Consider the following 26,047-nt stretch of genomic DNA (forward strand, 5'->3'; position numbering starts at 1 on the left):
GAACAGTCCGGCCGGAGGGGTATCAGCTGAAAATGCATCGCGTGCGCACCGGGCCTTGCGTCCGGAGGGTCTTGTTGCGTGCGAAACTCAAGAGGCGAAAGGATGTCTGTCGGCTCTCGGTTACTCCCCCTCGTTGCGGCGCTTGCCCTGATCGGCGCCCCCGCACAAGGCCGCGACGACGGCCGGTTTGCGAATTCTCCCCTCAAAGGCTGGTTCGAAAGCCTGCACAGCAAAGGCGGCGGCCCGTGCTGCGCGGACGCCGACGGCACCGCGGTAGCCGATGCCGACTGGGACACCAGAGACGGCCACTACCGCGTTCGTCTCGAAGGCCTGTGGGTCGACGTGCCCGACGACACCGTGATCACCGAGCCGAACCGCGCTGGCCGCACCATGGTCTGGCCGTACTACATCAACGGCCGCACGCAGATCCGCTGCTTCATGCCCGGCAGCATGACGTAAGGATTTGGGACTTTCGTATCTCGGTTGCAGCGCAGCGTGCCACGCACGTTGCGCCCGATCTCGTGCAAAAGAAGATTCAGAGAATTACCGTCGCGCGCCTAAAACTCGCTTCACCCCGATGACGGCCAAAGGCCGTCGCATCGAATGGAGACGCGCAGTGAAGCAAACTCCGCGGAATTACGGAGAGAGGCAGTCCGGCGCTGCGATCTTCAAGACCTTTTCGCCGCGCGCACTTCCGCGAACTCGGCATCGGGATGCGCGACGATGGTCGCGAACATGATGCCGCTGATGATGATCGACCAGGCGGTGTCCCAATAAATCCAAAACACGTCAGCCTCCGCAAAAGCCTCCCGCCGCAAACACAATTCTAGAACAGCCGGGCGAAGATGCCGTTCCTCTTTTGCTGCGGCCTGTGAGCGCACCCGATGCCGCTATCCTGGGGCAGATATCTTGCCGAACTATCCTCTATTGGTCGGCTGCGGCTTGCGATCGGTTTGATCGGAGTGCTGCTTTGCCGCCACGTCTTCATCGCGCTGGCTGGTTTTTGGGCGTGGCGGAGATTTAGGCTGGCCCGCTTGGCCGCCATGCTTGCCGCCCATGTCGGGTTTGCCTTCAAGATCGTTTTCGCGGGGCAACACACGGACTCCCCTGATAAGGACATCCGCCCCGTCCAGGTCGGGGCATGCACCATTCAATGCGCGCGCATCGCATTGGTTCACATCCATCGCGCCCACTCATTCGCGACGATCGATCCAATTCTGACATCGATCGATCCAAACTGGATTTTGGTGGAATGGTATGAGGCCGGATATCCTCGCCGCAAACCGAGAACAGCCATGCCGGACGGCAGCGGCGCTTTTTGAAGCTGGAGGAAGCCTGATGTATCGACTGTCCCGCCGTACCGCACTGCAACTGCCGCTTGCGGCATGTGCCGTCATCCTCGCCACCCACCTTGGAGCAAGCGCCGGCATGGCCGACACCTTCGCCTATGTCGGCAATGCCGACAGCAACGACGTCTCCGTCTTCCGCATCCACGACAAGGGCGAGATGAGCCCGGTGCAGACCGCGCCCTTCGTCGGCATCGAGAAGCCCGGCTCCTCGACGCCGCTGGCGGTGACGCCCGACCACCGCGTGCTGATCGCCGGCGTGCGCTCGCAGCCGTTCTCGGCCGTGAGCTTTGCAATCGACCCGAAGACCGGCACGCTCAAGCACATCGGCAACGGGCCGCTCGCCGACAGCATGGCCTATGTCATGACCGACCGCACCGGCAAGTTCGTGTTCAGCGCCTCCTATGGCGGCAACAAGGTCGCGCTCAATCCGCTGTCCGACACCGGCGTCGTCGGCGAGCCCAAGCAGGTGATTCCGACCGGGCTGAATGCGCACGCCTTCATCCCCTCGCCCGACAACCGTTATGCGTTCGCGACCAATCTCGGCTCCGATCAGGTGCTGGCCTTCGCCTTCAATGCCGCCACCGGCGAGCTGACGCCGAGCGATCCGCCGGTCTACAAGGTGCCGGAAAAATCGGGCCCGCGGCACTTCGTGTTCCACCCCAACGGCAAGTATGTCTATCTGATCCACGAGCTGAACGGCGACGTCGCGGCCTTCAGCTATGACGCCAAGACCGGCGCGTGGAGCGAGATCCAGCGGACCACCGCGCTGCCCGAAGGCTTCAGCGGCAAACCCTGGGCCGCCGACATCCACGTCACGCCGGACGGCCGCTTCCTCTATGCCTCGGAGCGGACCACAGACACGCTCACCGCCTATAAAATCGATCCGGCAACGGGCAAGCTCAGCACGGTCGGCACCGTTCCGACCGAGAAGCAGCCGCGCGGCTTCAATATCGATCCCACCGGTCACTATGTCGCCGCGGTCGGCGAACTGTCCGACGGCATGACGGTCTATGCGATCGACCAGACCAGCGGCGCGTTAACCAAGCTGAAGTCCTATCCGACCGGCAAGAAGCCGAACTGGGTGGAGTTCGTCACGCTGCCGTAAGAATGCGGGTGCCGCGGCCGACCGACCTACGCAATCATCCGTAGTTTCGGTCGCGGCTCGCTGCCGTCATATTCCGGTACGTGATGGACCGACATATCGTCTTCAAATGCCCGCAGACCGGCATGAACGTTCAGCATCGGCTTACGACCGAGCCGAGCGATGCCAGGGATACGCACGACTCGGTGACCTGTCCCGCGTGCGCGCGCCTGCACCTGATCAATCGCACCACCGGCAGGCTGCTCGGCGAACGCCACGGCTGACGGATGGCGCGACGCCGAACCTGATCTTCAATCCCGCGACTAATCAAAGGCTTGCCGTGGATGGCTCTGCGGCATTCTCTCCTGCCCGGCACCGGGCGCCATGGTCTGTGCCGTCGCCTTCTGCTATCGAGTGAAGCCTTGATCCCGTGGATTAGTCCGATGCGTCATTGCACCCGCACCCTGTTTCCCGTGGCCATCGCCGCCGCGCTGGCGCTTGGCTCCCTGCCGGTCCGCGCCGATGAGGAGGCGCCCAAGGGACCGGCCGTCACGGTGCTGAAGGCGGCAAAGTCCTGTTTCTCCGACATCGTGGAAGCGAGCGGCACGATCATCGCGCGCGAGGAAACCTCGGTGCGGCCCGAGCGTCCCGGATTGAAGGTGACGGAGGTGCTGGCGGAAGCCGGCGACACCATCACCGCCGGCCAGGTGCTGGCGCGGCTGGCGCTGCCCGAAGGCGGCACGGTCCAGGTGACGGCGCCGGTTGCCGGCGTGATCTCGGCTTCGACCGCGCAGATCGGCGCGCCGGCCTCGGGGCGCGGCGAAGCGCTATTCTCGATCGTGGCGCGGAGCGAATATGACCTCGTCGGCCTCGTCGCCACCGCCGACATCAAGAAGCTAGCGGTGAACCAGCCGGCTACCGTACGCATCGCGGGTGCCGGCGACATCGACGGCAAGGTGCGCAAGATCGGGCCGACGGTCGAGCCGAACATCCAGCAGGGTATGGTCTATATCGGCATCTCGACGCCGCGGCGGCTGCTGCTGAATTCGAGCGGACGCGCGCTGATCAAGACCGGGCAGAGCTGCAATGTCGCGGTCCCCCTCACCGCCGTGCAGTACAGCCCCGCCGGCACCGTGGTGCAGATCATCCGCCGCAACCGCGTCGAGACCAAGCGCGTCGAGATCGGGCTGATGTCCGGCGGCAATATCGAGATCCGCGACGGCGTCAACGAGGGCGACATCGTCGTCGCCCGCGCCGGCGCGCTGTTGCGCGAAGGCGACCCGGTTCGCCCGGTGATGGCGAGCGCGGAGACGAAATAGGGCTTTCTTCACCTCGCGGGGAGATAGGCGCAGCGGACTGCTGCATCGTCATTGCGAGCGAAGCGAAGCAATCCAGAATCTTTCCGCGGAAAGATTCTGGATTGCTTCGTCGCTTCGCTCCTCGCAATGACGGAGAAATTTGGTGGGCTCGGCGCTTTGCGCCTTTGCTCACCCAAAATACGGCGCGAGACTAGCCGCCGGCCTGATCGAACTGGACGTCTTCCAGGAGCGAGGACGACACCGTCGGGACCTGGTCGCCTTCGGATGCGCGGGAAATGGCGACGCGAGTCTTGTTGAAGACGCTTTCGGCGCTGCCCTGCGCATTGAGGTTGTTCAGGAGCTCGCTGACCAGCACACTGTTGTCGCCCTTGCCGTCGTCGGCGACCTTGCCGGGCGAGGCGGAGGAGAGGATCAGCGCATTGTCAGGCGTGCTGATCGGCGCGAGCCCGTGGCTGTAGGAGCGGAAGCGGCGTTCATAGGGGTTGCGGCGCGAGGCATCGACGACGACGAGCTTGGCCTTGGCGCCCTGCTCCTTCATCATCTCGAGCACGCTCTCGATCGAGACGCCCTGACGGCGGACGTCGCTTTCCTTCCAGATCACGGCGTCGACCGGCAGCATGTAGCTCTCGCGGCCGGCCTGCACGCCGTAGCCGCCGAAGAACAGCATGACGACGCTGTCGCGCGTGATCTTCGACTTCAGGCGGTTGACGGCGCGGACCATGTCGTCCTTGCTGGCGTCCTCCACCATGTCGACGTCGAAGCCACCCTTGCGCAGCGAGGACGACAGCGCGCGCGCGTCGTTGATCGACTGCGACAGCGGCGCATTGGCGTCAGGGTAATGACCATTGCCGATGACGAGAGCGAGGCGCGACGCATGGCCGACCGAACCGGTGACCTCAGCGGTCGAGATCGCCTTGGCGGCATCGAGGGCACGCATGTTCAGGGCAGCGTGGGCGCCGATCACCAGCGACACCGTGCCGATCAGGGCCGCGGCGACCGCGATGGTGCGTCGGGAAATGTCGAGCTGCCTTACATTCATCTCGGTTCATTCCTGTCAGGAGCCATCGAGGCGCGCATACCTGTTTGAGTAGCGCGATGGCGTCTTTAGGTTTGAGGGATCGGCCGGGGGTGTCTCCCCGAATTGCGCGCAATTTGCGGCGCCGCACCAAATAAAGCCTTAACCGGATATCGCCCGCGGGGCAATAGATTGCCCTTCTTTTTAGCTAAACCTCTGAATGCACTGGTTAATTACGAGCGAACCACATCGGGCTTTCCTCATCCTTCGGTGCTCTTTTCGGGCAGAAAAGCGCTGTTCCAGCGGCGGCTTTTTCTGTGATATTGGTCACATTTGTGTTCCCTGTGAATTCGTGACACTTTTCAAACACTTGCGGAGGCATTGGCGCGCTACCGGGACAGCGCGCCGTGAACCCAGGCAAGGCCCCGCGCGACCAGGTCATTCATGAGCTTTCATTATTTCGCCGGGCACGCCTTCCGCGCCCTGACGGCACGGAAGGACGGCCCCTCGCTTTACGACGTCTGCGATCCCGTGCTGGCGGGCCCGGCTACCGGCGATCCGCACCTGGCAAAATTCTACAAGACTGCGCTCGGCAATCCGGCGCTGCGGGCGCTGCTCCGCCGCGCCGGCCTGCCCGACCTGCGCGATGAGACAAGGCTCGCCCGGCTGCGCGCGGCACTGACCCGCGCCCGGGACGATGCCGAACCTGATTGGGAGGCGGTCGGCCGGCCCGTCGCCGACCTCCTCGACACCATCGCGCTCGACCATCCCAGGCCGCCGCCGCTGCCGTTCAACGGCGCAGCGCCGGCGCTCCCGGCGATCGACAGCGTGATCCGCGACTGTGCGCAACATCTGCTCCGCAGCTTCCGCCAGAACGGCTTTCTGCCGACCTATGCCGCGTTCAACCTGATCGGCGATCCCGACCTGCGCGGTCGCGAACTGATCATGGCGCTGACCGGCTTGAACTCGCGCGGCTACAAGAACTCCTCGCTGCTGTTCAACCTCGCGCGCGTCTTCATCGCGCGCTCGAGTGCAGGCGCCATCATCAATCCGCCATGGCGGGGCATCGCCGAGCCGATGTGGGAGCCGGTGCAGATCCGCCACCGCTCGGCCTATTACGACGCCTTCTTCATCGAGGCGCTGCTCGCCTATGGCGAGACCGGCCTCGCCTCGCCAACCGACGCCGCTGCCGCGAAGACCGCAATCGCGAACATGGTCGATTTCTGCATCAACATCAGCCGCGAGGAGGTAAAGGGCACGGATGGCGCGCGCTTCGACGTCATCACCGCGCTCGCGCCGCCGCCGCACCCTCGCTTCTCCCGCTTCTTCGCGCAGATCAAGCAGGACCTCGGCTTCGGCGTCTACGTGCCGGACTGCGACACCACGGCGTGCTCGTTCTCGGCGGCGACGCAGGCCGGCTGCGAGGATCCGATCCTCTCCCAACCGCTGCTCGATTTCTACGCCGGCTACCAGGTACGCGAAGGCGTCAACGAGCCGCGCGTTACCGTGCCGCTCAACGACAACATCGATTACGAGGGCGGCGTCGCCACCTGGATCGACAATCTCGCCGGTGAGCGGCCCTACGGCAACGATCTCGATCCGACGCTGAACCTCGATATCCTCGAAGTGTCCTTCCGCAATCTTGCGCGGTGGAAAGTTTTGGAGACGCCGGCGCGGCTCGCCACCGTGCATCGCATCATCGCCTTCCAGAAGCGGCTGGCGACAAACGGCGCCTTCGCCAATCCGCGCTCGCACATCTACTATCTGCCCGAGCTCTACAGCGCCTATTTCGGCCGCTGCTATGCCGCCTTCCTGTCGCTGCCGCTGGCAGCCCAGGCTGCGATCGATCCCGACGGCGCCTTCGATTTCATCCGCGCGCGCGTGCTGGGCTATGTGCAGGGTGAGATGCTGGTTGCCGAGATGAATGCGTTCGACGCGGCGCTGGCCTTGATTGCGCTCGGCCATCTCGGCGCTGATCCCAAGACTTTCGCGCCGGCGCTGAACTGCATCGTCAAAGCTCTCGGCGAGGGCGGCCGCCGCGGCCCGTTCCGCGCCTATGAGTGGAACAAGATGAAGACCCCGACGCGGATTTTGGTCGGCGGGCCGGAGGTGACGTCGGCCTTCGTGCTGATGGGGTTGGCGGTGGCGAGGCGGCGAATGGTGCGTGGCGGATAGCGAATGGCGCGTCCCCTGTTCGCCAGTCCTGTTCGCTATTGGACCCTGCGATGACAGGAAGTTGAAAGCTCATATGTTGGGCAACGGCTGGCCCGTCGGCCCAAAGCCGACCACAATTGCACGGCTTATCGTGGTTTTTTACCATATGCGGACCGGCATGTTGCGCCAATTCATAGCTGCGATTTCCCTTCTCGCCGTGCCGACGCTGGCGCACGCCGCCGACATCACCGGCACGGCAAAGATCCGCGACGGCGATACACTCCAGATCGGCAATGCCCGCATCCGCCTCGGCGGCGTCGACGCGCCGTCGACCGACCAGCTCTGCCTCAACACCAAGGGCGAGCGCTGGACCTGCGGCGTGGCGGCACGCGACGAGCTGACCAAATACACCGAGGGCAAGACCTGGGTCTGCCATGCGCGGTCGATCGACCGGCGCGGCCGCACCGTGGCGCGCTGCGAGGTCGACGGCGAGGACATCCAGAAATGGCTGGTGCGGAGCGGCTGGGCGCTGGCCTTTACTCGCATCTCCCGCGACTACGAGGCCGATGAAGGCGCCGCGCGCGAGGCCAAGGCCGGCATGTGGCAGGGCGCCTTCATCGCCCCCTGGGACTGGCGCGTGCGCAACAAGAAGACCACGATCCTCGGCGCCACCAAGCCGCCCGAAGGGGCGCATGCGATCCTGCTCGCCTCTGCCTCGGGCCCCGTCGCGCCCTCGCCGGATTGCACCATCAAGGGCAACGTCAACAGTGCCGGGGAATGCATCTTTCACCAGCCGACCAGCCGATGGTACGCGCAGATCAAGATGAAGATCAGCAAGGGCACCCGCTGGTTCTGCTCGGTCGAGGAAGCCGAGGCCGCTGGATGCCGCGAAACGCGGCGATAGGGTCTCCGGACGCTCTCGCTCTGCATGATCATCCCGCGTTTTACGTGCTTTTCTTGGCTCCCCGCGGCGCGTAAAAGCTAGCTCAATGACCCTCCAGACCGTCTTCATCGATTAAGGAAAAACAACAATGACCGTTCGCGCGGGCCGGGAATTTCTGGCCATCCCCGGGCCCACCACGATGCCCGACGAGGTGCTGCGGGCGATGCACCGTCCGGCGATCGACATCTACTCCAAGCAGATGACCGATCTGACCGAGAGCCTGATCAGCGACCTCTCAAAATTGTTCGCGACCAAGGGCAAGTCCTACATCTACATCGCCAACGGACACGGCGCCTGGGAAGCCGTGCTCAGCAACGTGCTGTCGCGCGGCGACAAGCTCTTGGTGCTGGAAAGCGGCCGCTTCGCGATCGGCTGGGGCAACGCGGCGGCGCTGATGGGCGCTGATGTCGAGGTGCTGCGGGGTGACTGGCGCCGCGCGGTGCGGCCGCACGAGGTCGAGGAGCGCCTGCGCCGAGACAAGGAACACAAGATCAAGGCCGTCGTCGTCGTGCAGGTCGACACCGCTTCGGGCGTGCAGAACGACATCGAGGCGATCGGCAAGGCGATCAAGGCGAGCGGCCATCCCGCGCTGTACATGGTCGATACCGTGGCTTCGCTCGGCTGCATGCCGTTCGAGATGGACAAATGGGGCATCGACGTCGCGATGTCCGGCTCGCAGAAGGGTTTGATGACGCCGCCCGGCCTCGGCTTCGTCGCAGCGAACGATCGCGCGCTCGAGGCACACAAGAAGGCGAACATGGCGACGCCCTACTGGAGCTGGAGCGAGCGCGAAGGCACCGAGCATTATCGCAAATATGCCGGCACCGCGCCGGTGCATCTGTTGTTCGCGCTGCGCCAGGCGATCGACCTCCTGCACGAGGAAGGCATTGAGAACGCATTCCGTCGGCATAGCCTGCTCGGTGAAGCCGCCCGCCGCGCGGTTGCGGTGTGGTCGGAGGGCCAGGTCCTCGGCTTCAACATTCTGGAGAACAGCGAGCGTTCCAACACGGTGACCACCGTGACCGTGGGCAACGGCCATGATCCCGCAGTGCTGCAACGCTATTGCAAGGACAAATGCGGCGTGGTGCTCGGCACCGGCATCGGCGATCTCGAGGGCCAGGCCTTCCGCATCGCCCATATGGGCCACGTTAATGCGCCGATGCTGCTCGGCACGCTCGGCGTGATCGAGGTCGGCCTCAACGCACTGAAGATTCCGCACGGCAAGGGCGGGCTGGAGGCGGCAGTGGCGTATCTCGGCGAGCAAGTCGGGGCGTAGGCTTGGGTGAGGCTTGGGCGTAAGCCAAACACTCCAATGTCGTCCCGGTGAAGGCCGGGACCCATTACCACAAGATGTGATTGGGCGAAGACTCGGGGTTACCAGCTCGTACGACAACTCTTCCCTGGGGGTATGGGTCCCGTCCTTTGCCGGGACGACAGCGGAGTTTGACGCGACCTTCGAGCCCCACAGCCGCATTGAGCTTCTTTAAATCCCCCACTTTCGCTCCGATATAAAGGCGAGACACGCCCCCTGACGCGAGGATCGACTTGACCAAAACCGCCAGCCCCACCAAGCCCCCCGTCGCGCCGCGGCGGCCGCATTCGTTCACCCGGCACGGCATCACCGTGAGCGACGACTATGCCTGGCTGAAGGATGCGAAATGGCAGGAGGTGCTGCGCGATCCGACCCAACTCGATCCCGACATCCGCAACTATCTCGACGAAGAGAACGTCTATACCGAGAGTCTGCTCGGCCACACCGCGCCCTTGCAGAAGACGCTGGTGCGCGAGATGCGCTCGCGGATCAAGGAGGACGATTCCAGCGTGCCCTCGCCGGACGGCGCGTTCGCCTATTTCCGCAAGTTTCGCGAAGGCGGCCAGCATGAGCTTTTCGGCCGCATGCCGCGCAATGGCGGCGACAGCCATATCGTGCTCGACGGCGATGCGCTCGCAAGGGACCACAAATATTTCAGGTTCGGTGGCAGCCGGCATTCGCCTGATCACAAGCTGCAGGCCTGGACCGCCGACACCAAGGGCTCGGAGTATTTCTCGATCCGCGTGCGCGATTGGGCCACCGGGGCCGATCTCGACGACCTCGTCGAGGAAACCGACGGCGGCGTGGTCTGGAGCAAGGACGCATCGAGCTTCTTCTATGTGAAGCTCGACGACAATCACCGGCCGATGCAGGTGTGGCGACACCGGCTCGGCACGAAGCAGTCGGACGATATCCTGGTCTATGAGGAGCAGGACTCCGGCTGGTTCACCCATCTGCACGAGAGCACCAGCGGGCGTTTCTGCGTGATCGCCGGCGGCGACCACGAGACATCCGAGCAACGCCTGATCGATCTCGCCAATCCCGACGCACCGCCGCGCCTGGTCGCGGCGCGCGAAGAGGGCGTGCAATATTCCCTCGCCGATCGCGGCGATCAGCTTTTCATCCTCACCAACGCCAATGACGCCATCGACTTCAAGATCGTCACAGCACCGCTCGCGTCGCCCGAGCGAAAGAACTGGCGCGATCTGATTCCGTATCGTCCGGGGATCTATATCATCGATATCGATCTCTATGCCGGCCATCTGGTGCGGCTCGAGCGTGCCAACGCGCTGCCGGCGATCGTGATCCGCGATCTCGGCAACAACGAAGAGCACGCCATCGCCTTCGACGAGGCCGCCTATTCGCTCGACACAATGGGCTCCTACGAATTCGAGACGACGAACCTGCGCTTCTCCTATTCGTCGATGACGACGCCGTCTGAGGTCTATGACTACGACATGGCCGGGCGCTCGCGCGTGCTTCGTAAGCGCCAGGAGATTCCGAGCGGCCACGATGCGGCCGACTACGTCACCACCCGCATCATGGCGAAGGCCCATGACGGCGCGGAGGTGCCGGTCTCGATCCTGTATCGCCGGGGACTCAAACTCGACGGCACGGCACCGCTGCTGCTCTACGGCTACGGCTCCTACGGCGCCGCGATGCCGGCCTCCTTCAACACCAATCGCCTATCGCTGGTCGATCGCGGCTTCGTTTACGCCATCGCGCATATCCGCGGCGGGGCCGACAAGGGCTGGGGCTGGTATCTCGACGGCAAGCGCGAGAAGAAGACCAACACGTTCGACGATTTCGCGGCGAGCGCACGCGCGCTGATCGCGGCAAAGTACACGAGCGCAAAACGCATCATTGGTCACGGCGGCTCGGCCGGCGGCATGCTGATGGGCGCCGTCGCAAATCGCGCCGGCGAGTTGTTCGCCGGGATCGTCGCCGAAGTGCCGTTCGTCGACGTGCTCAACACCATGCTCGACGACACGCTGCCGCTGACGCCGCCGGAATGGCCGGAATGGGGCAACCCGATCGAGAGCGAGAAGGATTTTCGCACCATCCTGTCCTACTCGCCCTACGACAACGTTGCGGCAAAGGACTATCCGGCGATCCTGGCGATGGGCGGCTTTACCGATCCGCGCGTCACCTACTGGGAGCCGGCCAAATGGATCGCGCGCCTTCGCGCCACCATGAGCGGTGGTGGCCCGGTCCTGCTGCGCACCAACATGGGCGCCGGCCACGGCGGCGCATCGGGGCGCTTCGATCGGCTGGATGAAGTCGCGATCGTCTATGCGTTTGCACTGTGGGCGGCTGGGATGGCGGAAGTATAAGCTGAACTGCCCTCCCAATATTGTCCTGGCGAAAGCCAGAACCCTTAGCGCGTGATCTATCAGATAAGCGCAGGCGACAGTCCCACGGCAAACCTTCTTAACAACTGATCGTCGCCAAACTACTCCCTGGGGTAATGGGTCCTGGCTTTCGCCAGGACGACGATTGTGAACGTGGCGCGAGCTACCTTCCGTTCGCCTTGCGCCAGGCCGCGAAATCGGTGAGCGTCTGTGGATCGGTCGCCGGATAGAGCCCGAAGATGGGGCGGCCCTTGCCGACTTCTTCCGTAACGAAGTCCTCGAAGGCAGTCATCTCGAACGTCTCGTTGGCGATCTCTTCGGCGAGATGCGCGGGGATGACGATCACGCCATCACTGTCACCGAGGATGACGTCGCCGGGAAACACCGGCGCGTCGCCGCAGCCGATCGGCACGTTGATCTCGATCGCCTGGTGCAGCGTGAGGTTGGTCGGCGCACTCGGGCGGTGATGGAAGGCGGGGAAACCGAGCTTGGCGATCTCCGCGGAATCACGAAAGCCGCCGTCGGTGACGACGCCGGCGACGCCGCGCTTCATCAACCGCGTCACCAGGATCGCACCGGCAGATGCGGCGCGCGCGTCCTTTCGGCTGTCCATCACCAGCACGGCACCGGGGGGACAATCCTCGACCGCCTTGCGCTGCGGATGCGAGCGGTCCTTGAACACGTCGATGGTGTTGAGATCCTCGCGCGCCGGCATGTAGCGCAGCGTGAAGGCCTCGCCGACCATGGTCGGCTGATCGGGGCCAAGGGGATGCACATCCTGGATCATCTGGATGCGCAGGCCGCGCTTGAACAGCGCGGTGGCGACGGTGGCGGTGGAGACGGATTTGAGCTTGTTGCGGGTGGCGTCGCTGAGTTTTGACATTTTGTTCTCACTCTCTCTTTAGTCATTGCGGGATGCGCCCGGCCGGCGCAGGCCCGGAATCCATACTCACGTTCGTGGTTATGGATTCTCAGGTGCGCAATTGCGCACCATAGCTCGCCGCTTCGCGGCACCCCGGAATGACAGCGTTAATAGATGGAAGGCTCGCCGATCGGCGCGCCAAAACCCGTCTCCAGGAAATCGAAGTCGCAGCCGTCATTGGCCTGCTTGATGTGCTTCGAGAACATCCAGCCATAGCCGCGCTCGAAACGGCGCTCGGGCTGCTTCCATTCCGCACGGCGCTTGGCGAGCTCCGCGTCCGAGACATCAAGATTGATGGTGCGCGCGGCAACATCGAGCGTGATGTGATCGCCGGTCTTCACCAATGCCAGCGGGCCGCCGACATACGACTCCGGCGCGACGTGCAGGATGCAGGCGCCGTAGCTGGTGCCGCTCATGCGCGCATCCGAGATGCGCACCATGTCGCGCACGCCCTGCTTCACGAGCTTGGTCGGGATCGGCAGCATGCCCCATTCCGGCATGCCCGGTCCGCCCTGCGGCCCGGCATTACGCAGGACAATGATATGTTCCTCGGTGACGTCGAGATCGGGATTGTCGACCGCCTTCTTCATCGACGGATAATCGTCGAACACCAGCGCGGGCCCCGTATGCTTGAGGAAGCGCGGCGCGCAGGCCGACGGCTTGATCACGCAGCCGTCGGGCGCGAGATTGCCCTTGAGCACGGCAAGCGCGCCCTCCTTGTAGATGGGATTGTCGACCGAGCGGATGACATCGTCATTATAGACCGCAGCGCCCGCGATGTTCTCGCCGACGGTCTGGCCGCTGACCGTGATGCAATCGAGATGCAGATGCTGCTTGATCCGGCCCATCAGGGCCGGCAGGCCGCCGGCGTAGAAGAAGTCTTCCATCAGATAGGTATCGCCGCTCGGCCGCACGTTCGCGATGACCGGCACCTTGCGGCTCGCGATCTCGAAATCGTCGAGCCCGATGTCCTGCCCGGCCCGGCGGGCCTGCGCGATCAAATGGATGATCGCATTGGTGGAGCAGCCCATCGCCATGGCGACGGCAATTGCGTTCTCAAAGGCCTTGCGGGTCTGGATCGTCTTCGGCGTCAGGTCTTCCCAGACCATCTCGACGATGCGGCGACCGCATTCAGAGGCCATGCGGATGTGGTTGGCATCTGCCGCGGGAATCGATGATGCGCCGGGCAGCGTCATGCCGATCGCCTCCGCGATCGCGGTCATGGTCGAGGCGGTGCCCATGGTCATGCAGGTGCCGTAGCTGCGTGCGATGCCGGCTTCGATGTCGACCCAGTCCTTTTCGGAAATCTTGCCGGCGCGGCGCTCGTCCCAGAATTTAAAGCCATCCGAGCCCGACCCGAGCGTCTTGCCCTTCCAATTGCCGCGCAGCATCGGACCGGCCGGCAGGTAGATCGCCGGGATGTTCATCGAGGTGGCGCCCAGCAGCAGCGCCGGCGTGGTCTTGTCGCAGCCGCCCATCAGCACGACGCCGTCGATGGGATGACTGCGCAGCAGCTCCTCCGCTTCCATCGCCAGCAGATTGCGATAGAGCATGGTGGTGGGCTTGAGCAGCGATTCCGACAGCGAGATCGCCGGCAACTCGACCGGCAGGCCGCCGGCCATCAGAATGCCGCGCTTGACGTCGTCGACGCGCGACTTGAAGTGCATGTGACAGGGCTGCACATCCGACCATGTGTTGATGATCGCAATGATCGGGCGATCCTTCCACTCCTCGGGCGCATAGCCCATCTGCATGGCACGGGAGCGGTGTCCGAACGAGCGGATATCGTCGGGTGCGAACCAGCGTGCGCTGCGAAGCTGGTCAGGCGTTTTCTTCTTGGTCATGACTGGGTACCCCATTTCTGGACGGTGTTCCGCTCGATAGCACGGAATATCAGGTTCTCGACAAAGAGCCCGATGATGATGACGGTCAAGAGACCTGCGAAGACCGCAGGAATGTCGAGAAGGTTGCGATTCTCGAAAATGAACCAGCCGAGCCCGCCCTGCCCCGAGGACACGCCGAACACGAGCTCGGCCGCGATCAGCGTACGCCAGGCAAAGGCCCAGCCGATCTTCAGTCCCGTAAGGATCGAGCCGAAGGCTGCGGGAATGAGGATTTTCGCCACATAGGGCAGCCCGCGCAGGCCGTAATTGCGGCCGACCATGCGCAGCGTGTTGGACACGCTCTTGAAGCCGGAATGGGTGTTGAGCGCGACGGGCCACAGCACCGAATGGATCAGCACGAAAACGAGACTGGCATTGCCGAGCCCGAACCAGATCAGCGCCAACGGCAACAGTGCGATCGCCGGCAGCGGGTTGAACATCGCCGTGACCGTTTCGAGGAAATCGGTGCCGATGCGGGTCGAGATCGCGAGCACCGTGAAGATGGCGGCAAGTACGATGCCCGCCGAATAGCCCATGAACAACACTTTGAGCGAAGTCCAGGCGCGCAGGGGAATGGTGCCGTCCTTGACGCGCTCGAACAGCGTGATGAAGGTGTCGTGCAGCGTCGGGAACAGCAGGGGATTGTCGAGGTAGAGGCCGTAGGCTTCCCAGACCGCCGCAAGGAACAGGATGATGACGGCCTTGCGGACAAAGCCGTCGTTCCATAGCAGCTCGAGGACGCTCAGCTTGCGTTCCAGCTCCCCGGCGCTGACGGCGTCCGCAACCGGCGCGGCTCGCAGCAGGATTCTCGCTTCGCCCATGAGAAGCTCCCTCAATGCGCCGTTGCTTCGCCGGCGAACAGGAGATCGTGGATCTCCTTCTCCAGGCGCCCGGCACTGCCGTCGTCATTCGAGACGCGGTCGACATCGACCACCTCCGCCTTGACGCGCCCGGGATGCGGCGAGAGCAGCAGGATGCGGTTGCCGATCCGGATCGCTTCCGCGATCGAATGGGTGACGAACAGCACGGTGAATTTGGTCTCGCTCCAGAGCTGGAGCAACTCGTCCTGGCAGGTCCGCCGCGTCAGCGCATCGAGCGCCGCGAACGGCTCGTCCATCAGCAGAATGTCCGGCTCCATCGCCATGCCGCGGGCGATGGCGACGCGCTGCTTCATGCCGCCCGAGAGCGTGTGCGGATGGGCATCGACCACACGGGTGAGACCGACCTTCTCGATATAGGCTCGCGCACGCGCCTCGGCCTCCTTGCGCGGCAGCCGACGCGCGGTCAGGAGCGGGAACATCACGTTGGCGAGCACCGTCTTCCAGGGCAGGAGCTGGTCGAACTCCTGGAAGATCATCATGCGGTCGGCGCCGGGACCGACGATATCGCGCCCCTGGATTGCCATCCGCCCCTCGCTCGGCACCATGTAGCCGCCGACCGCCTTGAGCAAAGTCGACTTGCCGCAGCCGGACGGTCCGAGCAGCACGAAGCGGTCGGACTTGTCGACGGTGAAGGAGACCTTTTCGGTCGCGGTGACGACGGCGCTCGAGGTCTTGTAGCGCAGCGTCACCCCGCTGACATCGAGCAGCGCCATGGGCTCAGCTGCCCTTCAGATCGTGCGCGACGGGGAGATAATAGTCCGTCCACGCCTTGGGCTGCGTCTTCAATGTACCGGTCTTGAACAGGTGCGCGGCAAACTTCATCGTGCCCTGCGGCTCGAGATTCCACTCCATCATGCCGGGCTGCTTGAGCAGATCCAGCAGGTCCTCGACCGAGGTCTTGTCGCCGGTGATCTCCTTGTAGATCTCGACCGCCTGCCTGGTGTCGCTGCGGATCAGGTCCTGCGCTTCCTGGGTCGCGTCGCGCACGGCCTGGATGATCTTTGGATTGGCATCGGCGAATTTCGTCGTGGTGAAGAACTGCGCCTGGCTGAGCGGCCCGCCCATCACGTCGGGTGAATTCAGCACGACATGCGCGCCCGGCACGTTCTTCAGCTCGAGCACGCTGAACGGCGGAATCGAGAAGTGGTTGTGCACCTCGTGCTTGGGATTGGCGAGCGCGGCATAGGCATCGGGGTGACCGAGTTGCACGGTGTTGGCATCCAGCTTCGACCACTGGTCGGCGCCAAAGGCTTCGGCGGCCGCTATCTGCAACACGATCGCCTGGGTCGAGACCTTCACCGTCGGCACTGCGATCTTGTCGGCAGGGCCAAAATCCTTGATCGATTTGATGTTGGAGTCGCGGCTGATCAGCGTCATCGGCTGGGCCGACGTTGCGACGATGCCCTTCACGCCGCCGCGGGTGCGGTCCCACAGCAGCAGGAGATTGCCGGTTCCGGTGTTGAGGATGTCGACGCCGCCCGCGAGCAATGCGTCGGTCTGCGCGCCGCCGCCGGAGAAGGTGATCCATTTGGTGGTGACTCCGGATACACCGAGCGAAGCTGCGTGTTTCTCGATCAGCTTCAGCTTCTCCATGATGTGGCTCGGCATGTAGAAGATGCCGGGCTGTCGTGAGAGTGCGATCTCGGATTTCTGCTGCGCCCGCGCAGGGGCCGCCGACAGGGCCAGAGCGGAAGTCACCACTGCGATCAGGGCGGCGGCAGCAAGGCCGCGCTGGAACTGCTTGATCATTGTTGTTCGTTTCCTCCGGCCGGCATTGACGAGCGGCGTTGCTGATGCACTAATGCATTAGTGCATCAAAGGCAAGTGCGCCGGAGCAGCAAGCCATGGAAGTGTCCCACATGGGGCCTCGCGCAACATCCCGCCCCGGCGCGCGGCTCGACCGCGCGCGGCAGGCCGCGCCGCAGGTGTTCGAGCGGCTGCGCAACGCCATTCTCGCGCTCGAGCTGCCGCCGGGCTCGCCGCTGTCGCGCGCCGATCTTGCCGCGCAGTTCGGCGTCAGCTCGACGCCGATACGCGACGCCCTGATGCGACTGGACGAAGAAGGGCTCGTCGACGTCTTTCCGCAGCACGCGACGGTGGTCAGCCGCGTCGATGTCGGCCGCGCCCAGCAGGCGCATTTTCTGCGCCAGGCGCTGGAACTCGAGATCGTGCGGCTGCTCGCGGAGAGTCATGACGAAGCCCTGATCACCCGTCTCGACCACGCGATCGCGCTCCAGCAGCAATGCGCCAAGGCCGGGGACTTCGAGAGCTTCATCGCCGGTGACAACGATTTCCATGCCGAGCTCTATGCCGCCGCCGGCAAGCAGGAGCTCTGGACCCTGGTGCGCAGCCGCAGCGGACATATCGACCGTTTGCGACGACTACATTTGCCCTCCCCGGGCAAGGCCCAGAACATCGTGCGGCACCACAGGCTGATCGCCCGCGCGATCGAAGCCGGCGATCCCGATGCCGCGCAGCAGCACTTGCGCACGCATCTGTCAGGTACGCTCAGCGAGCTCGACAAGATCCGGGCGCGCTATCCGGAATATCTGAGCGACTAGATCGCCATGCAAGAAATGATTGTTATATTCAAATAATACAATCATTTATATAGGCGCTCGCTTCCGAGCCGCGCCACAAGGCACATTCCATCGTCGCGAAGTGCTTGCAGGTTACGCGGAATCCGCGCAACAATTTCGTATTCCCTGCTTCGATCGACATGGTCGACCTGGACCGGGCTCGGGGGGACTGGAACTTGGCCAACATCCTGATCGTGGATGACGATCCGGCCGTGCAGATGACAATCCGGCTGCTGCTGGAGAAGGCCGGCCATCGCGTGACGGTCGCCGGCGACGGCCATGAGGGCCTTGCACTGTTCGAGGCTAGTCAGTTCGACCTGTTGTTCCTGGACATTTTCATGCCCGGAATGGATGGACTTGAGATGATGCGGCATACCCGGGCGCGTGCACCGGCGGTGCCGATCATCGTGATTTCCGGCCGGTCGGCCGCGCCCGACGTCTATGCCGAGCCGGATTTCCTGAAGATGGCGACCAAGCTCGGCGCGGTCGCGAGCTTGCCCAAGCCGTTCCGCCCCGAGGCACTGCTCGCGACCGTCGACGATTGCCTCCAGGCGGGGAAGCCAAGGATTCCTGATGCCAGCACCGGCGGCAGATGATGAGGGCAGCGGTTCTGCGGCGCACCAGGACAAGCGGAATCGCACCCGAAATGGCGGAAAGCGCGACATGACACTGGCGACGCGGCTCGCTATCGCCATGATCCTGCTGGTTGCGGTGACCGTGGCCGCAGTGGGCTGGCTGAGCTTCTGGAGCGTCGAGCAGGCCGTCCTGCCGCGGGTGATCGACCGGCTCGAGACCCATTCGCGGCTGCTTGCATCCGACCTCGAAGGCTATGTCGCCGGTGCGCGCGGCGATATCGCCGGCTACCGCGCAGCCGCCGCTCTCAACGGCCTGATCCGCGCGCATCTTGCCGGAGGGACCGATACGCTGGATGGCGTGTCGGAAAAAACCTGGCGCGACCGTCTCGCGGCGCGTCTTGCCGCCGAGATCGATTCCAAGCCTGCTTACGCGCAGTTTCGCATCATCGGCATTGAGGAGGGCGAGCCGGAGCTGATCCGGGTGGACCGCACCGGCCCCAGCGGCTCGGCGCGGATCGTTCCGAATGATGAGCTCCAACGCAAGGGTGAACGCACCTACTTCCAGGAGACGATCCGCCTTCCTCCGGGCGAGATCTACGTCTCGCAACTCGAACCGGCGAGCGATCGGGGCGGCACGACGACGGTCCACGCACCGACGTTACGCGTAGCCTCGCCGCTGTTCACGCCGGACGGCAAGCCGTTCGGAATCATCCTCGTCAACGTCGATATGCGTCCTGCGCTGGAGCGTCTCCGTTCGCTGGTCCGTCCGGGCGAGCAGCTCTACGTCGTGAACGCGCGCGGCGACTACATCGTGCATCCCGACGCCAGCCGCGAGTTCGGCCTTTCGCACGGCGCGACCAACAATTGGGTAAAGGACTTTCCCTACTTTGCGGGGCTGATCGGAGCCAGCAAAGGCGCTGCCCAGGTCATCAAGGATGTGCGAGGCCGGTTTGGCGGCGCAGCTTTCGCGCCGGCGCTACTTGCCGGCAAAGAGTGGCTCGGAATCATCGAGATTGCTCCCAACTCGACATTCGCCCGTTTTGCCGCTGCGATCCAGGACACGACGCTCTCCGTCGGCCTGATTGCGGTGCTCGGTGCGGCAGTGCTGGCGATCCTGCTGGCGCGAACCCTGACGCGGCCGGTCGTGCAATTGACGCGCGCCGTCGAGACCGTCGGCCGAGGCGGCGAGATCACCATTCCAGTCGACGCGCCGGGCGAAACCGGCGCACTGGCACGGGCTTTCGCGCAGATGGTAGCGGAGGTGCAGGCCAAGACCGCAGCTCTCGAACGCGAGGTTCGCGAGCACCGCCGGACCGAGGCCGCACGAAGCCATCATGCGGAACGCGAGCGCCTGTTCAGCTCCGCGGTCGAATCCTCCGACGATGCGATCGTCATGCAGTCGCTCGACGCCATCATCACCGGCTGGAATCCGGCAGCAGAACGGCTCTACGGCTATTCGGCGGACGAGGCGATCGGCCAGCACACATCGATCATCGTGCCTGCCGACCGGCGCGAGCACGGCAAGGATTATCTGCGACGGATCGCACGCGGCGAGTCGATCGAACGATTCGAGACGGTGCGCCTGCGCAAGGACGGCAGCCCCGTGGAGATCGCCCTCAGCCTGTCGCCGATCAAGGGTCCCGACGGCGAAATCATCGGAGCCTCCGGGTCGGCCCGCAACATCACCGAAGCCAGACGCACCGAACGGGCGCTGCGACAGCAGCTCGAGGAACGCCGACGGATCTTCGACGCCTCGCAGGACCTGATCATGATCATGGATGCGCGAGGCTTTGTCGCCCAGATCAGTCCAAGCTCGGAAGCCATTCTCGGTTATCGCCCGGAAGAGATGGTTGGCCGCAGCGGCGCCGACTTCATTCATCCCGATCATCTGGAGCGGTCTCGCGAGGACATGCGGGCCCTGCGGCGCGGCGAACGGCCGAAGCTCGCCGACAGCCGCTGCATCCACAAGGACGGGCACGAGGTCTGGCTCTCGTGGCTGGGGACGTGGTCTGCCGAGATGAAGCGCTTCTACTTCGTCGGGCGCGACATGACCGAAGCCCGGCTTGCACAGGAATCGTTGCGTGAGAGCGAGCAGCTTGCCCGCAACATCATCGAGACATCGCTCGATGCCTTCGTCCAGACCGACGAGAACGGGATCATCCTGGCCTGGAATTCGCAGGCGGAAAGGCTGTTCGGCTGGCGACGCGATCAGGCGCTGGGCAGGAACAACGTCGACTTGATCGTCGCCGAGAGCGAACGCGAAACGGTCAGAGCCGGCCTGCAACGCTTCGTGAGCGCGGGAGACGGCAGGCTGGTCGAGCGCCGGCGCGAGATGATGGTCCGAAGGCGCGACGGCAAGGAATTCAAGGCCGAGCTCAGCGTCACCGCCTTGAACCGCCGCGAAGGCCTGCTGTTCAACGTGTTCTACCGCGACCTCACCGACAAGATCGCGGCCGACGAGCGCATGCGCCACGCCGAGAAGATGGAGGCGATCGGCCAGCTCACCGGCGGTGTGGCGCACGATTTCAACAACATCCTCACCGTGATCACCGGCACGATCGAGATTCTGGCAGAAGCGGTCGAGAAGGAGCCGCAGCTTGCCGCCATCACCAGGATGATCGATGAGGCCGCAGGGCGCGGCGCCGAGCTTACCCAGCACTTGCTCGCCTTTGCGCGCAAACAGCCGCTCCAACCGCGCGAGATCGACGTCAATTCGCTGATCGTCGACACGGCGAAGCTGCTACGTCCGACGCTGGGCGAGCAGATCCAGATCGAATCCGTGTTCGAGGCGGAAAGCTGCGTGGCGATCGTCGATCCCAATCAGCTCACCACCGCCCTTCTCAACCTGGCGCTCAACGCCCGCGACGCCATGCCAAACGGCGGCAAGCTGATCCTGGAGACGGGCGCGGCCTATCTCGACGAGGCCTACGCAGACATCAACGACATTCGCCCCGGCGACTACGTGCTGATCGCGGTCAGCGACACCGGCACCGGGATTCCGGCAAAGCTCCTGGACCGGGTATTCGATCCCTTCTTCACCTCGAAGGGACCCGGCAAGGGCACCGGGCTCGGCCTCTCCATGGTCTATGGCTTCATCAAGCAGTCCGCCGGCCATATCAGGATCTACAGCGAGGAAGGACACGGCACGACGATCAAGATGTACCTGCCGCCCGGCACCACGGCGACTGCGCGCGGCGAAGGCTTGTCCTCGGCTACGATCGAGGGCGGAGACGAGACGATCCTGGTGGTCGAGGACGACCGCCTGGTGCGCGACTATGTGCTGGCGCAGCTGCATTCGCTGGGCTACGCGACGCTGGAAGCGGCCAATGCGGCTGATGCGGTGGCAATCGTTGCGGCCGGAAAGCCGTTCGATCTGCTGTTCACCGACGTCATCATGCCGGGCAAGATGAACGGCCGGCAGCTCGCCGACGAGATCCTGAAGACGAGGCCGGATCTCAAGGTGGTCTATACCTCAGGCTATACCGAGAACGCGATCATCCATCACGGACGATTGGACTCCGGCGTGCTGCTGCTGGCCAAGCCGTATCGCAAGTCGGATCTCGCAAGGATTTTGCGCAAGGCGCTGGACGGCTGAATTCGCGCGCAACTCACGTGTCCCGGACAAGCGAGGCGCAGAGCCAGGACCCAAAACTGTTTGCCGTGAATTGGAGACATGGGCCCCGGCTCAGCAGCGCATCATTGCACGATGCGCTGCGCGGGGTACGAGAGCAATCTACGACGCGCGCTGCGCGGCCGTCATCACGATGCGGATCAGGTCGGCCGCGTTGCGGGCACCGAGCTTCTTCATGATGTTGGCGCGATGGTCCTCGATGGTGCGCGGGCTGATTCCGAGCGTGCGGCCGGCTTCCTTGTTGGAGGCACCCGCGGCGAACTGCTCGAGCACTTCGCGCTCACGCCGGGTCAGGGGCTCGCGCCCGGGGAAGTGGAGCTGGCCGAACTTGGGCGAAGCGTTCTCGGCCTGCCGGCGTGCATACGCCCCGATCGCCTCGTCGAGCCGGTTGACGATCTCGCTGCCGCGGAACGGCTTCTCGATGAAGTCGAGCGCACCGTTCTTGATGGCGCTGACCGCCATCGAGATATCGCCCTGCCCGGAGATCATGAAGATCGGCGCGGGATAATCCTCGCCGTGCAATTCCCTCAGGATATCGAGGCCCGACTTACCGGGAATGTGGACATCGAGCAGGATCGCGGCCGGTGTGCGGTTTCGCGCGACCGCGAGCAGCGCGGCGCCGTCGGCAAAACAGATCACCTCATAGCCTGCCGCCTTCAACACCATCGAGAGGGTGTCGCGAACGGCAGGATCGTCGTCGACCACGAAGATCTCGCCACGAGAGGTTTTTTCGGCCATGTGCCACGTCCATCCGGCATGAGAAGACTCGCGTCCGCACCAAGCGTTGTGGCGTCCGGCACGGATTCGGCCCACCCGCATTTGTACGGGACATGAAGTTAACGCACAAGTAGCGGCGTAGTGCCTAATGACTGGGGACGGAGTATATCCATGCAAAATTCAGCTGGCACGGCCCCGCTTGTCACAGCGACCATTTTCGACAGCCGTCAGTTGATCGCTGCCGATCTTCGCTCTCTGATCGCGCAAATCGAGACCAGTCTGCGCCTGATCGAGGCCGCGATCACGCTGGAGCACGCGTGCGAGCCACCGGGTTCCACCGACGTCTTCGTGCTGGATGACGTTACGCCCCGCTACGCCACGGCACGCGCAGCGCTCGGCGAATGCTGGGCCGGCCTCGACCTTGCGCTGGAATCACTATCGGATTTCGGCCAATCAGCCGAAATTGGGACCGCAATGGTGCGGCAGCCGCCCCTGATCGGCTGAGGCCGATCCGCACCCCCGCGCGTCTTAAGCGCGGTGGCGCTCCACGATTGCATCGGTGGCGACGCCGCCCCAGGTATGCATCGTCGGCAGCCCCATCGCAGTCTTGCCCAGATTGGCAAGGCTGATGCGCAACACCGCGAGATCGAGCGGCTTCGGCAGGCTCTGCAGTTCGATCCCCACCGAGCGAGCAAAATTTCGGGCGGCACTGCGGCGCCGGCCATCCATGCCGCTGATGACGATCACGGAGCCCGCGAATTTCGCCTCCGACATCACGCGCAGCACCTCGATGCCGTCGCCGTCCTCAAGCACGAGATCGAGCGTCACACAGTCGAAGCGGCGCGCGCGAAGCTGGTTGACCGCCTCCGAAACCGAGGGCGCTACCGTCACCTCATGGCCGGCCTGCCTGGCTGCGACCGCGATCAGGCTGCGCTGAGTGGCGTCGTCATCGACGACCAGAAGCTGCAGCGGGCGCCGTTCGCCGGCATCGGACTGATTTGACGGGAGGGAGGAGAAGGAGCTTCTTGGCATTACCGGGTCCTGCGATTGAGACCGGCAATTCATATATTGCGCGCACTTAGGCCACGTAAAACGGAGGCCGCGAATTCAATCGGATGTTTCCGGCAAATCCGACACAACGCGTTAAGAAGGAGAGCGGGAGGCCCTTGCCGCGCTCAGACCGTCGCGTCATGGCCCGCAGCGGCGCGCTTCTTCTTGTTCTTGCCGCGCAAGAACTGGATGTCCATTTCCGCGCCGTTGACGCGCACCAGCTCGCAACGGCGATAGGCAAGGCCTGTCGAGGACAGCAGCAGAAAGAATTCCTTGAGGTTCAGACCCTGGATCGAACCTTCAACCGTCAGGATGGCATCGGTGTCGGAAATTGCGTTGAGCTTGCAATCGCGACGCCAGGTTCCGTCGATCGCCATGATGCAGACATCATAGCCGCGGCTGAACGTCACGCGTTCCGCACCCTTGCCATCCTCGCTCATGCGCGCAGTCCTGCCATTGCAGTGGTCCTCGGAGGCGCCCCGGCAATCGCGGGCTTTGCGCCGGCGCTGCGCGCGTCGTTCGGCTTGTAGAGGCCGCGGCGCTCCGGAATCGGGCGGAAGGTGTCGGTCAGTCCGACAACGGTTTCCGCCGCCCCGAGCACCAGGAAGCCATCGCCCTCGACCTGACGGGCGAGGCGGTTGAAGATGTTGATCTTGGTCTCCTGGTCGAAATAGATCAGCACGTTGCGGCAGAAGATCACGTCGAAGGTGCCGAGCTGGGAGAAGTCGTGCAGCAGATTGAGCTGCCGATGCTGGATCATGGCGCGCAGCTCGGGATTGATCTGCCAGGTCTCGCCGGTCTGCTTGAAATATTTGACCAGGAGCTGAATCGGCAGGCCGCGCTGCACCTCGAACTGGCTGTAGATGCCGGCCTTGGATTTCTCCAAGACCTCCTGCGACAGGTCGGTGGCGATGATCTCGACCCGCCAGCCGGTGAGCGCCGCGCCCATCTCCTTCAGGCTCATCGCCAGCGAATAGGGTTCCTGTCCGGTCGAGCCGGCAGCGCACCAGATCCGCACGCTCCGGCGCGCCGTGCGCGCCTTCAGCACTTCCGGCATGATCGTATCGCGGAAATGATCGAACGGGACCTTGTCGCGGAAGAAGAAGGTCTCGTTGGTGGTCATGGCTTCGACCACGCTGGTGACCAGCGCACTCGATCCAGCTTGCAGCTTCTGGACGAGTTCGCCGATGCCGGAGAGGCCGGCCTTGCGCGCGAGCGGCAGCAGCCGGCTCTCGATCAGATATTGCTTGTCGGCAGACAGGTCGAGACCGGAATGGTCTCTCAGGAACTTCCGCAGATACTCATACTCGGGCGGGGTCACAGGGCAGCCTCTCGCAGGATTACCGGGAACACTCAGGCTAGGAAGATTTAAGCAAAGGCTTGTCCGACCGGGATCAAGCCGACTTCAGCGAACTTGTCGGCGATGATGTCCTTGTCGAACGGCTTCATGATGTATTCGTTGGCGCCGCCGCTGAGCGCCTGGGCGATGTGGGCGACGTTGTTCTCGGTGGTGCAGAACACCACCTTGGGCTGGTCGCCGCCGGGCAGGCGGCGCATGTGGCCCATGAATTCGAAGCCGTCCATGACCGGCATGTTCCAGTCGAGCAGCACCGCGTCGGGCAGCTTCTGCTGGCAGATCTCCAGCGCTTTCGAGCCGTCCTCGGCTTCGGTGACTTCGAATTCCAGGCCTTCCAGGATGCGGCGCGCGATCTTGCGCACGACGCTGGAATCATCGACGACCAAACATGTTTTCATTTTGATTCTCCGGCTTCGATGTTGTTGGGCTCACGCAGCCATTTGCACTTTGGTTTCGAGCTCGAGGACGCGATCGACGTCGAGGACGACCATGAGCTGGCCGTCGAGGCGGTGGACGCCGCCGGCAAGCTTGGCCATGCGGGGGTCGAGGTTGACGGGGTTCTCCTCCTTGCCGTCCTCGGGCAGGCGCAGCACCTCACCGATCGTGTCGATCAGGAGGCCGTAGGACTCGCCGCGCAGGTCGACGCCGACGGCCATCGGCACCTTGCCGTCCTCGGCCTTGGGCAGGCCGAGGCGCGCGCGCATGTCGACCACGGTGACGATGCGGCCGCGCAGGTTCAGAACGCCGGCGATCTCGCGGGAGGCCAGCGGCACACGGGTGACGCGCTCCGGCATGAACACATCCTGGACGCGCGAGATCGGCAGGCCGAAGAGCTGGCCGCCGATCATCGCGGTGACGTATTCGACCATGGCGCCTTCGGCGGATTGGGTCTTGCTGCTCATGGATGTCTCTCCTCGTCCCCTTTACG

The 26,047-nt window shown here is 64.0% G+C and carries 25 protein-coding genes; 13 read left to right on the plus strand and 12 right to left on the minus strand.

What is annotated here, in order from left to right; all coding sequences use genetic code 11:
- Window positions 1-102 precede the first annotated feature (102 nt).
- The 5 genes from ACV1FX_RS22940 (at window position 103) to ACV1FX_RS22960 (ending at window position 3,749) form a co-directional block, all read left to right on the plus strand.
- Window positions 103-459 (plus strand): hypothetical protein, encoded by a 357-nt coding sequence (locus ACV1FX_RS22940; protein ID WP_473119833.1) that lies wholly within the window; start codon window positions 103-105, stop codon window positions 457-459.
- Window positions 460-884: 425 nt separating this feature from the next.
- Window positions 885-1,322, plus strand: a complete 438-nt coding sequence (locus ACV1FX_RS22945) for a hypothetical protein (RefSeq protein WP_473119834.1) — start codon at window positions 885-887, stop codon at window positions 1,320-1,322.
- Between the two features lie 16 nt (window positions 1,323-1,338).
- Window positions 1,339-2,454: a lactonase family protein gene (locus tag ACV1FX_RS22950; RefSeq protein ID WP_473119835.1), complete on the plus strand. Its 1,116-nt coding sequence runs from the start codon at window positions 1,339-1,341 to the stop codon at window positions 2,452-2,454.
- A gap of 122 nt (window positions 2,455-2,576) precedes the next feature.
- On the plus strand, window positions 2,577-2,714 hold the full coding sequence (locus ACV1FX_RS22955) for a hypothetical protein (protein WP_473119836.1): 138 nt from the start codon (window positions 2,577-2,579) through the stop codon (window positions 2,712-2,714).
- A gap of 159 nt (window positions 2,715-2,873) precedes the next feature.
- Entirely contained in the window at window positions 2,874-3,749 is an 876-nt protein-coding gene (locus ACV1FX_RS22960; RefSeq protein ID WP_473119837.1) for an efflux RND transporter periplasmic adaptor subunit, read from the plus strand.
- 190 nt (window positions 3,750-3,939) lie between these two features.
- Here the strand turns inward: ACV1FX_RS22960 and ACV1FX_RS22965 are convergent, their stop codons facing one another.
- Window positions 3,940-4,788, minus strand: coding sequence for a caspase family protein (locus ACV1FX_RS22965; RefSeq protein WP_473119838.1), 849 nt, complete (start codon window positions 4,786-4,788; stop codon window positions 3,940-3,942).
- A gap of 420 nt (window positions 4,789-5,208) precedes the next feature.
- Here ACV1FX_RS22965 and ACV1FX_RS22970 point away from each other — a divergent pair, with 420 nt between their 5' ends.
- The 4 genes from ACV1FX_RS22970 to ACV1FX_RS22985 all read left to right on the plus strand — a co-directional run bounded on the left by ACV1FX_RS22970 (window position 5,209) and on the right by ACV1FX_RS22985 (window position 11,506).
- Window positions 5,209-6,939, plus strand: coding sequence for a hypothetical protein (locus tag ACV1FX_RS22970; RefSeq protein ID WP_473119839.1), 1,731 nt, complete (start codon window positions 5,209-5,211; stop codon window positions 6,937-6,939).
- 157 nt (window positions 6,940-7,096) lie between these two features.
- A complete protein-coding gene (locus tag ACV1FX_RS22975; RefSeq protein ID WP_473119840.1) occupies window positions 7,097-7,822 on the plus strand; it encodes a thermonuclease family protein in 726 nt (241 codons plus the stop codon).
- Between the two features lie 127 nt (window positions 7,823-7,949).
- Entirely contained in the window at window positions 7,950-9,137 is a 1,188-nt protein-coding gene (locus tag ACV1FX_RS22980; RefSeq protein WP_473119841.1) for a pyridoxal-phosphate-dependent aminotransferase family protein, read from the plus strand.
- Window positions 9,138-9,406: 269 nt separating this feature from the next.
- Complete coding sequence (locus ACV1FX_RS22985; protein WP_473119842.1) at window positions 9,407-11,506, plus strand: S9 family peptidase; 2,100 nt, start codon at window positions 9,407-9,409, stop codon at window positions 11,504-11,506.
- A 181-nt stretch (window positions 11,507-11,687) separates the two neighbouring features.
- Here ACV1FX_RS22985 and ACV1FX_RS22990 read toward each other — a convergent pair whose 3' ends face one another.
- The 5 genes from ACV1FX_RS22990 to ACV1FX_RS23010 all read right to left on the minus strand — a co-directional run bounded on the left by ACV1FX_RS22990 (window position 11,688) and on the right by ACV1FX_RS23010 (window position 16,959).
- The gene (locus ACV1FX_RS22990; protein ID WP_473119843.1) at window positions 11,688-12,407 is read right to left on the minus strand and encodes a ribonuclease activity regulator RraA; all 720 of its coding nucleotides are present in this window, start codon (window positions 12,405-12,407) and stop codon (window positions 11,688-11,690) included.
- Window positions 12,408-12,553: 146 nt separating this feature from the next.
- Window positions 12,554-14,290 carry an L-arabinonate dehydratase gene (gene araD / locus ACV1FX_RS22995; RefSeq protein WP_473119844.1) on the minus strand — a complete coding sequence of 579 codons (1,737 nt, stop codon included), beginning with the start codon at window positions 14,288-14,290 and terminating at the stop codon, window positions 12,554-12,556.
- Complete coding sequence (locus tag ACV1FX_RS23000) at window positions 14,287-15,150, minus strand: ABC transporter permease (RefSeq protein WP_473119845.1); 864 nt, start codon at window positions 15,148-15,150, stop codon at window positions 14,287-14,289. Before ACV1FX_RS23000 ends, araD begins: the two co-directional genes overlap by 4 nt.
- An 11-nt stretch (window positions 15,151-15,161) precedes the next feature.
- A complete protein-coding gene (locus ACV1FX_RS23005) occupies window positions 15,162-15,923 on the minus strand; it encodes an ABC transporter ATP-binding protein (protein ID WP_473119846.1) in 762 nt (253 codons plus the stop codon).
- Window positions 15,924-15,927: 4 nt separating this feature from the next.
- Entirely contained in the window at window positions 15,928-16,959 is a 1,032-nt protein-coding gene (locus ACV1FX_RS23010; protein WP_473119847.1) for an ABC transporter substrate-binding protein, read from the minus strand.
- A gap of 95 nt (window positions 16,960-17,054) precedes the next feature.
- Between ACV1FX_RS23010 and ACV1FX_RS23015 the strand changes: the two genes are divergently transcribed.
- From ACV1FX_RS23015 to ACV1FX_RS23025, 3 genes are all read left to right on the plus strand, one after another.
- A complete protein-coding gene (locus tag ACV1FX_RS23015) occupies window positions 17,055-17,771 on the plus strand; it encodes a GntR family transcriptional regulator (protein WP_473119848.1) in 717 nt (238 codons plus the stop codon).
- A 194-nt stretch (window positions 17,772-17,965) separates the two neighbouring features.
- Entirely contained in the window at window positions 17,966-18,385 is a 420-nt protein-coding gene (locus ACV1FX_RS23020) for a response regulator (protein WP_473119859.1), read from the plus strand.
- Window positions 18,363-21,959 (plus strand): PAS domain S-box protein, encoded by a 3,597-nt coding sequence (locus tag ACV1FX_RS23025; protein WP_473119849.1) that lies wholly within the window; start codon window positions 18,363-18,365, stop codon window positions 21,957-21,959. Before ACV1FX_RS23020 ends, ACV1FX_RS23025 begins: the two co-directional genes overlap by 23 nt.
- A gap of 138 nt (window positions 21,960-22,097) precedes the next feature.
- On the opposite strand, the gene ACV1FX_RS23030 is transcribed toward ACV1FX_RS23025, so the two are convergent.
- Window positions 22,098-22,733 carry a response regulator transcription factor gene (locus ACV1FX_RS23030; protein ID WP_473119850.1) on the minus strand — a complete coding sequence of 212 codons (636 nt, stop codon included), beginning with the start codon at window positions 22,731-22,733 and terminating at the stop codon, window positions 22,098-22,100.
- A gap of 150 nt (window positions 22,734-22,883) precedes the next feature.
- On the opposite strand from ACV1FX_RS23030, the gene ACV1FX_RS23035 reads away from it, so the two are divergent.
- Complete coding sequence (locus ACV1FX_RS23035; RefSeq protein WP_473119851.1) at window positions 22,884-23,216, plus strand: hypothetical protein; 333 nt, start codon at window positions 22,884-22,886, stop codon at window positions 23,214-23,216.
- Between the two features lie 24 nt (window positions 23,217-23,240).
- On the opposite strand, the gene ACV1FX_RS23040 is transcribed toward ACV1FX_RS23035, so the two are convergent.
- The 5 genes from ACV1FX_RS23040 to ACV1FX_RS23060 all read right to left on the minus strand — a co-directional run bounded on the left by ACV1FX_RS23040 (window position 23,241) and on the right by ACV1FX_RS23060 (window position 26,021).
- Window positions 23,241-23,744 (minus strand): response regulator, encoded by a 504-nt coding sequence (locus tag ACV1FX_RS23040; protein ID WP_473119852.1) that lies wholly within the window; start codon window positions 23,742-23,744, stop codon window positions 23,241-23,243.
- 143 nt (window positions 23,745-23,887) lie between these two features.
- Window positions 23,888-24,202: a PilZ domain-containing protein gene (locus tag ACV1FX_RS23045; RefSeq protein WP_212402411.1), complete on the minus strand. Its 315-nt coding sequence runs from the start codon at window positions 24,200-24,202 to the stop codon at window positions 23,888-23,890.
- Window positions 24,199-25,083: a CheR family methyltransferase gene (locus ACV1FX_RS23050; RefSeq protein ID WP_473119853.1), complete on the minus strand. Its 885-nt coding sequence runs from the start codon at window positions 25,081-25,083 to the stop codon at window positions 24,199-24,201. Before ACV1FX_RS23050 ends, ACV1FX_RS23045 begins: the two co-directional genes overlap by 4 nt.
- Before the next feature lie 47 nt (window positions 25,084-25,130).
- Entirely contained in the window at window positions 25,131-25,517 is a 387-nt protein-coding gene (locus ACV1FX_RS23055; protein ID WP_027554928.1) for a response regulator, read from the minus strand.
- A 30-nt stretch (window positions 25,518-25,547) separates the two neighbouring features.
- Window positions 25,548-26,021, minus strand: a complete 474-nt coding sequence (locus tag ACV1FX_RS23060) for a chemotaxis protein CheW (protein ID WP_473119854.1) — start codon at window positions 26,019-26,021, stop codon at window positions 25,548-25,550.
- Window positions 26,022-26,047: the final 26 nt, after the last annotated feature.

The organism is Bradyrhizobium ingae (assembly GCF_055791185.1).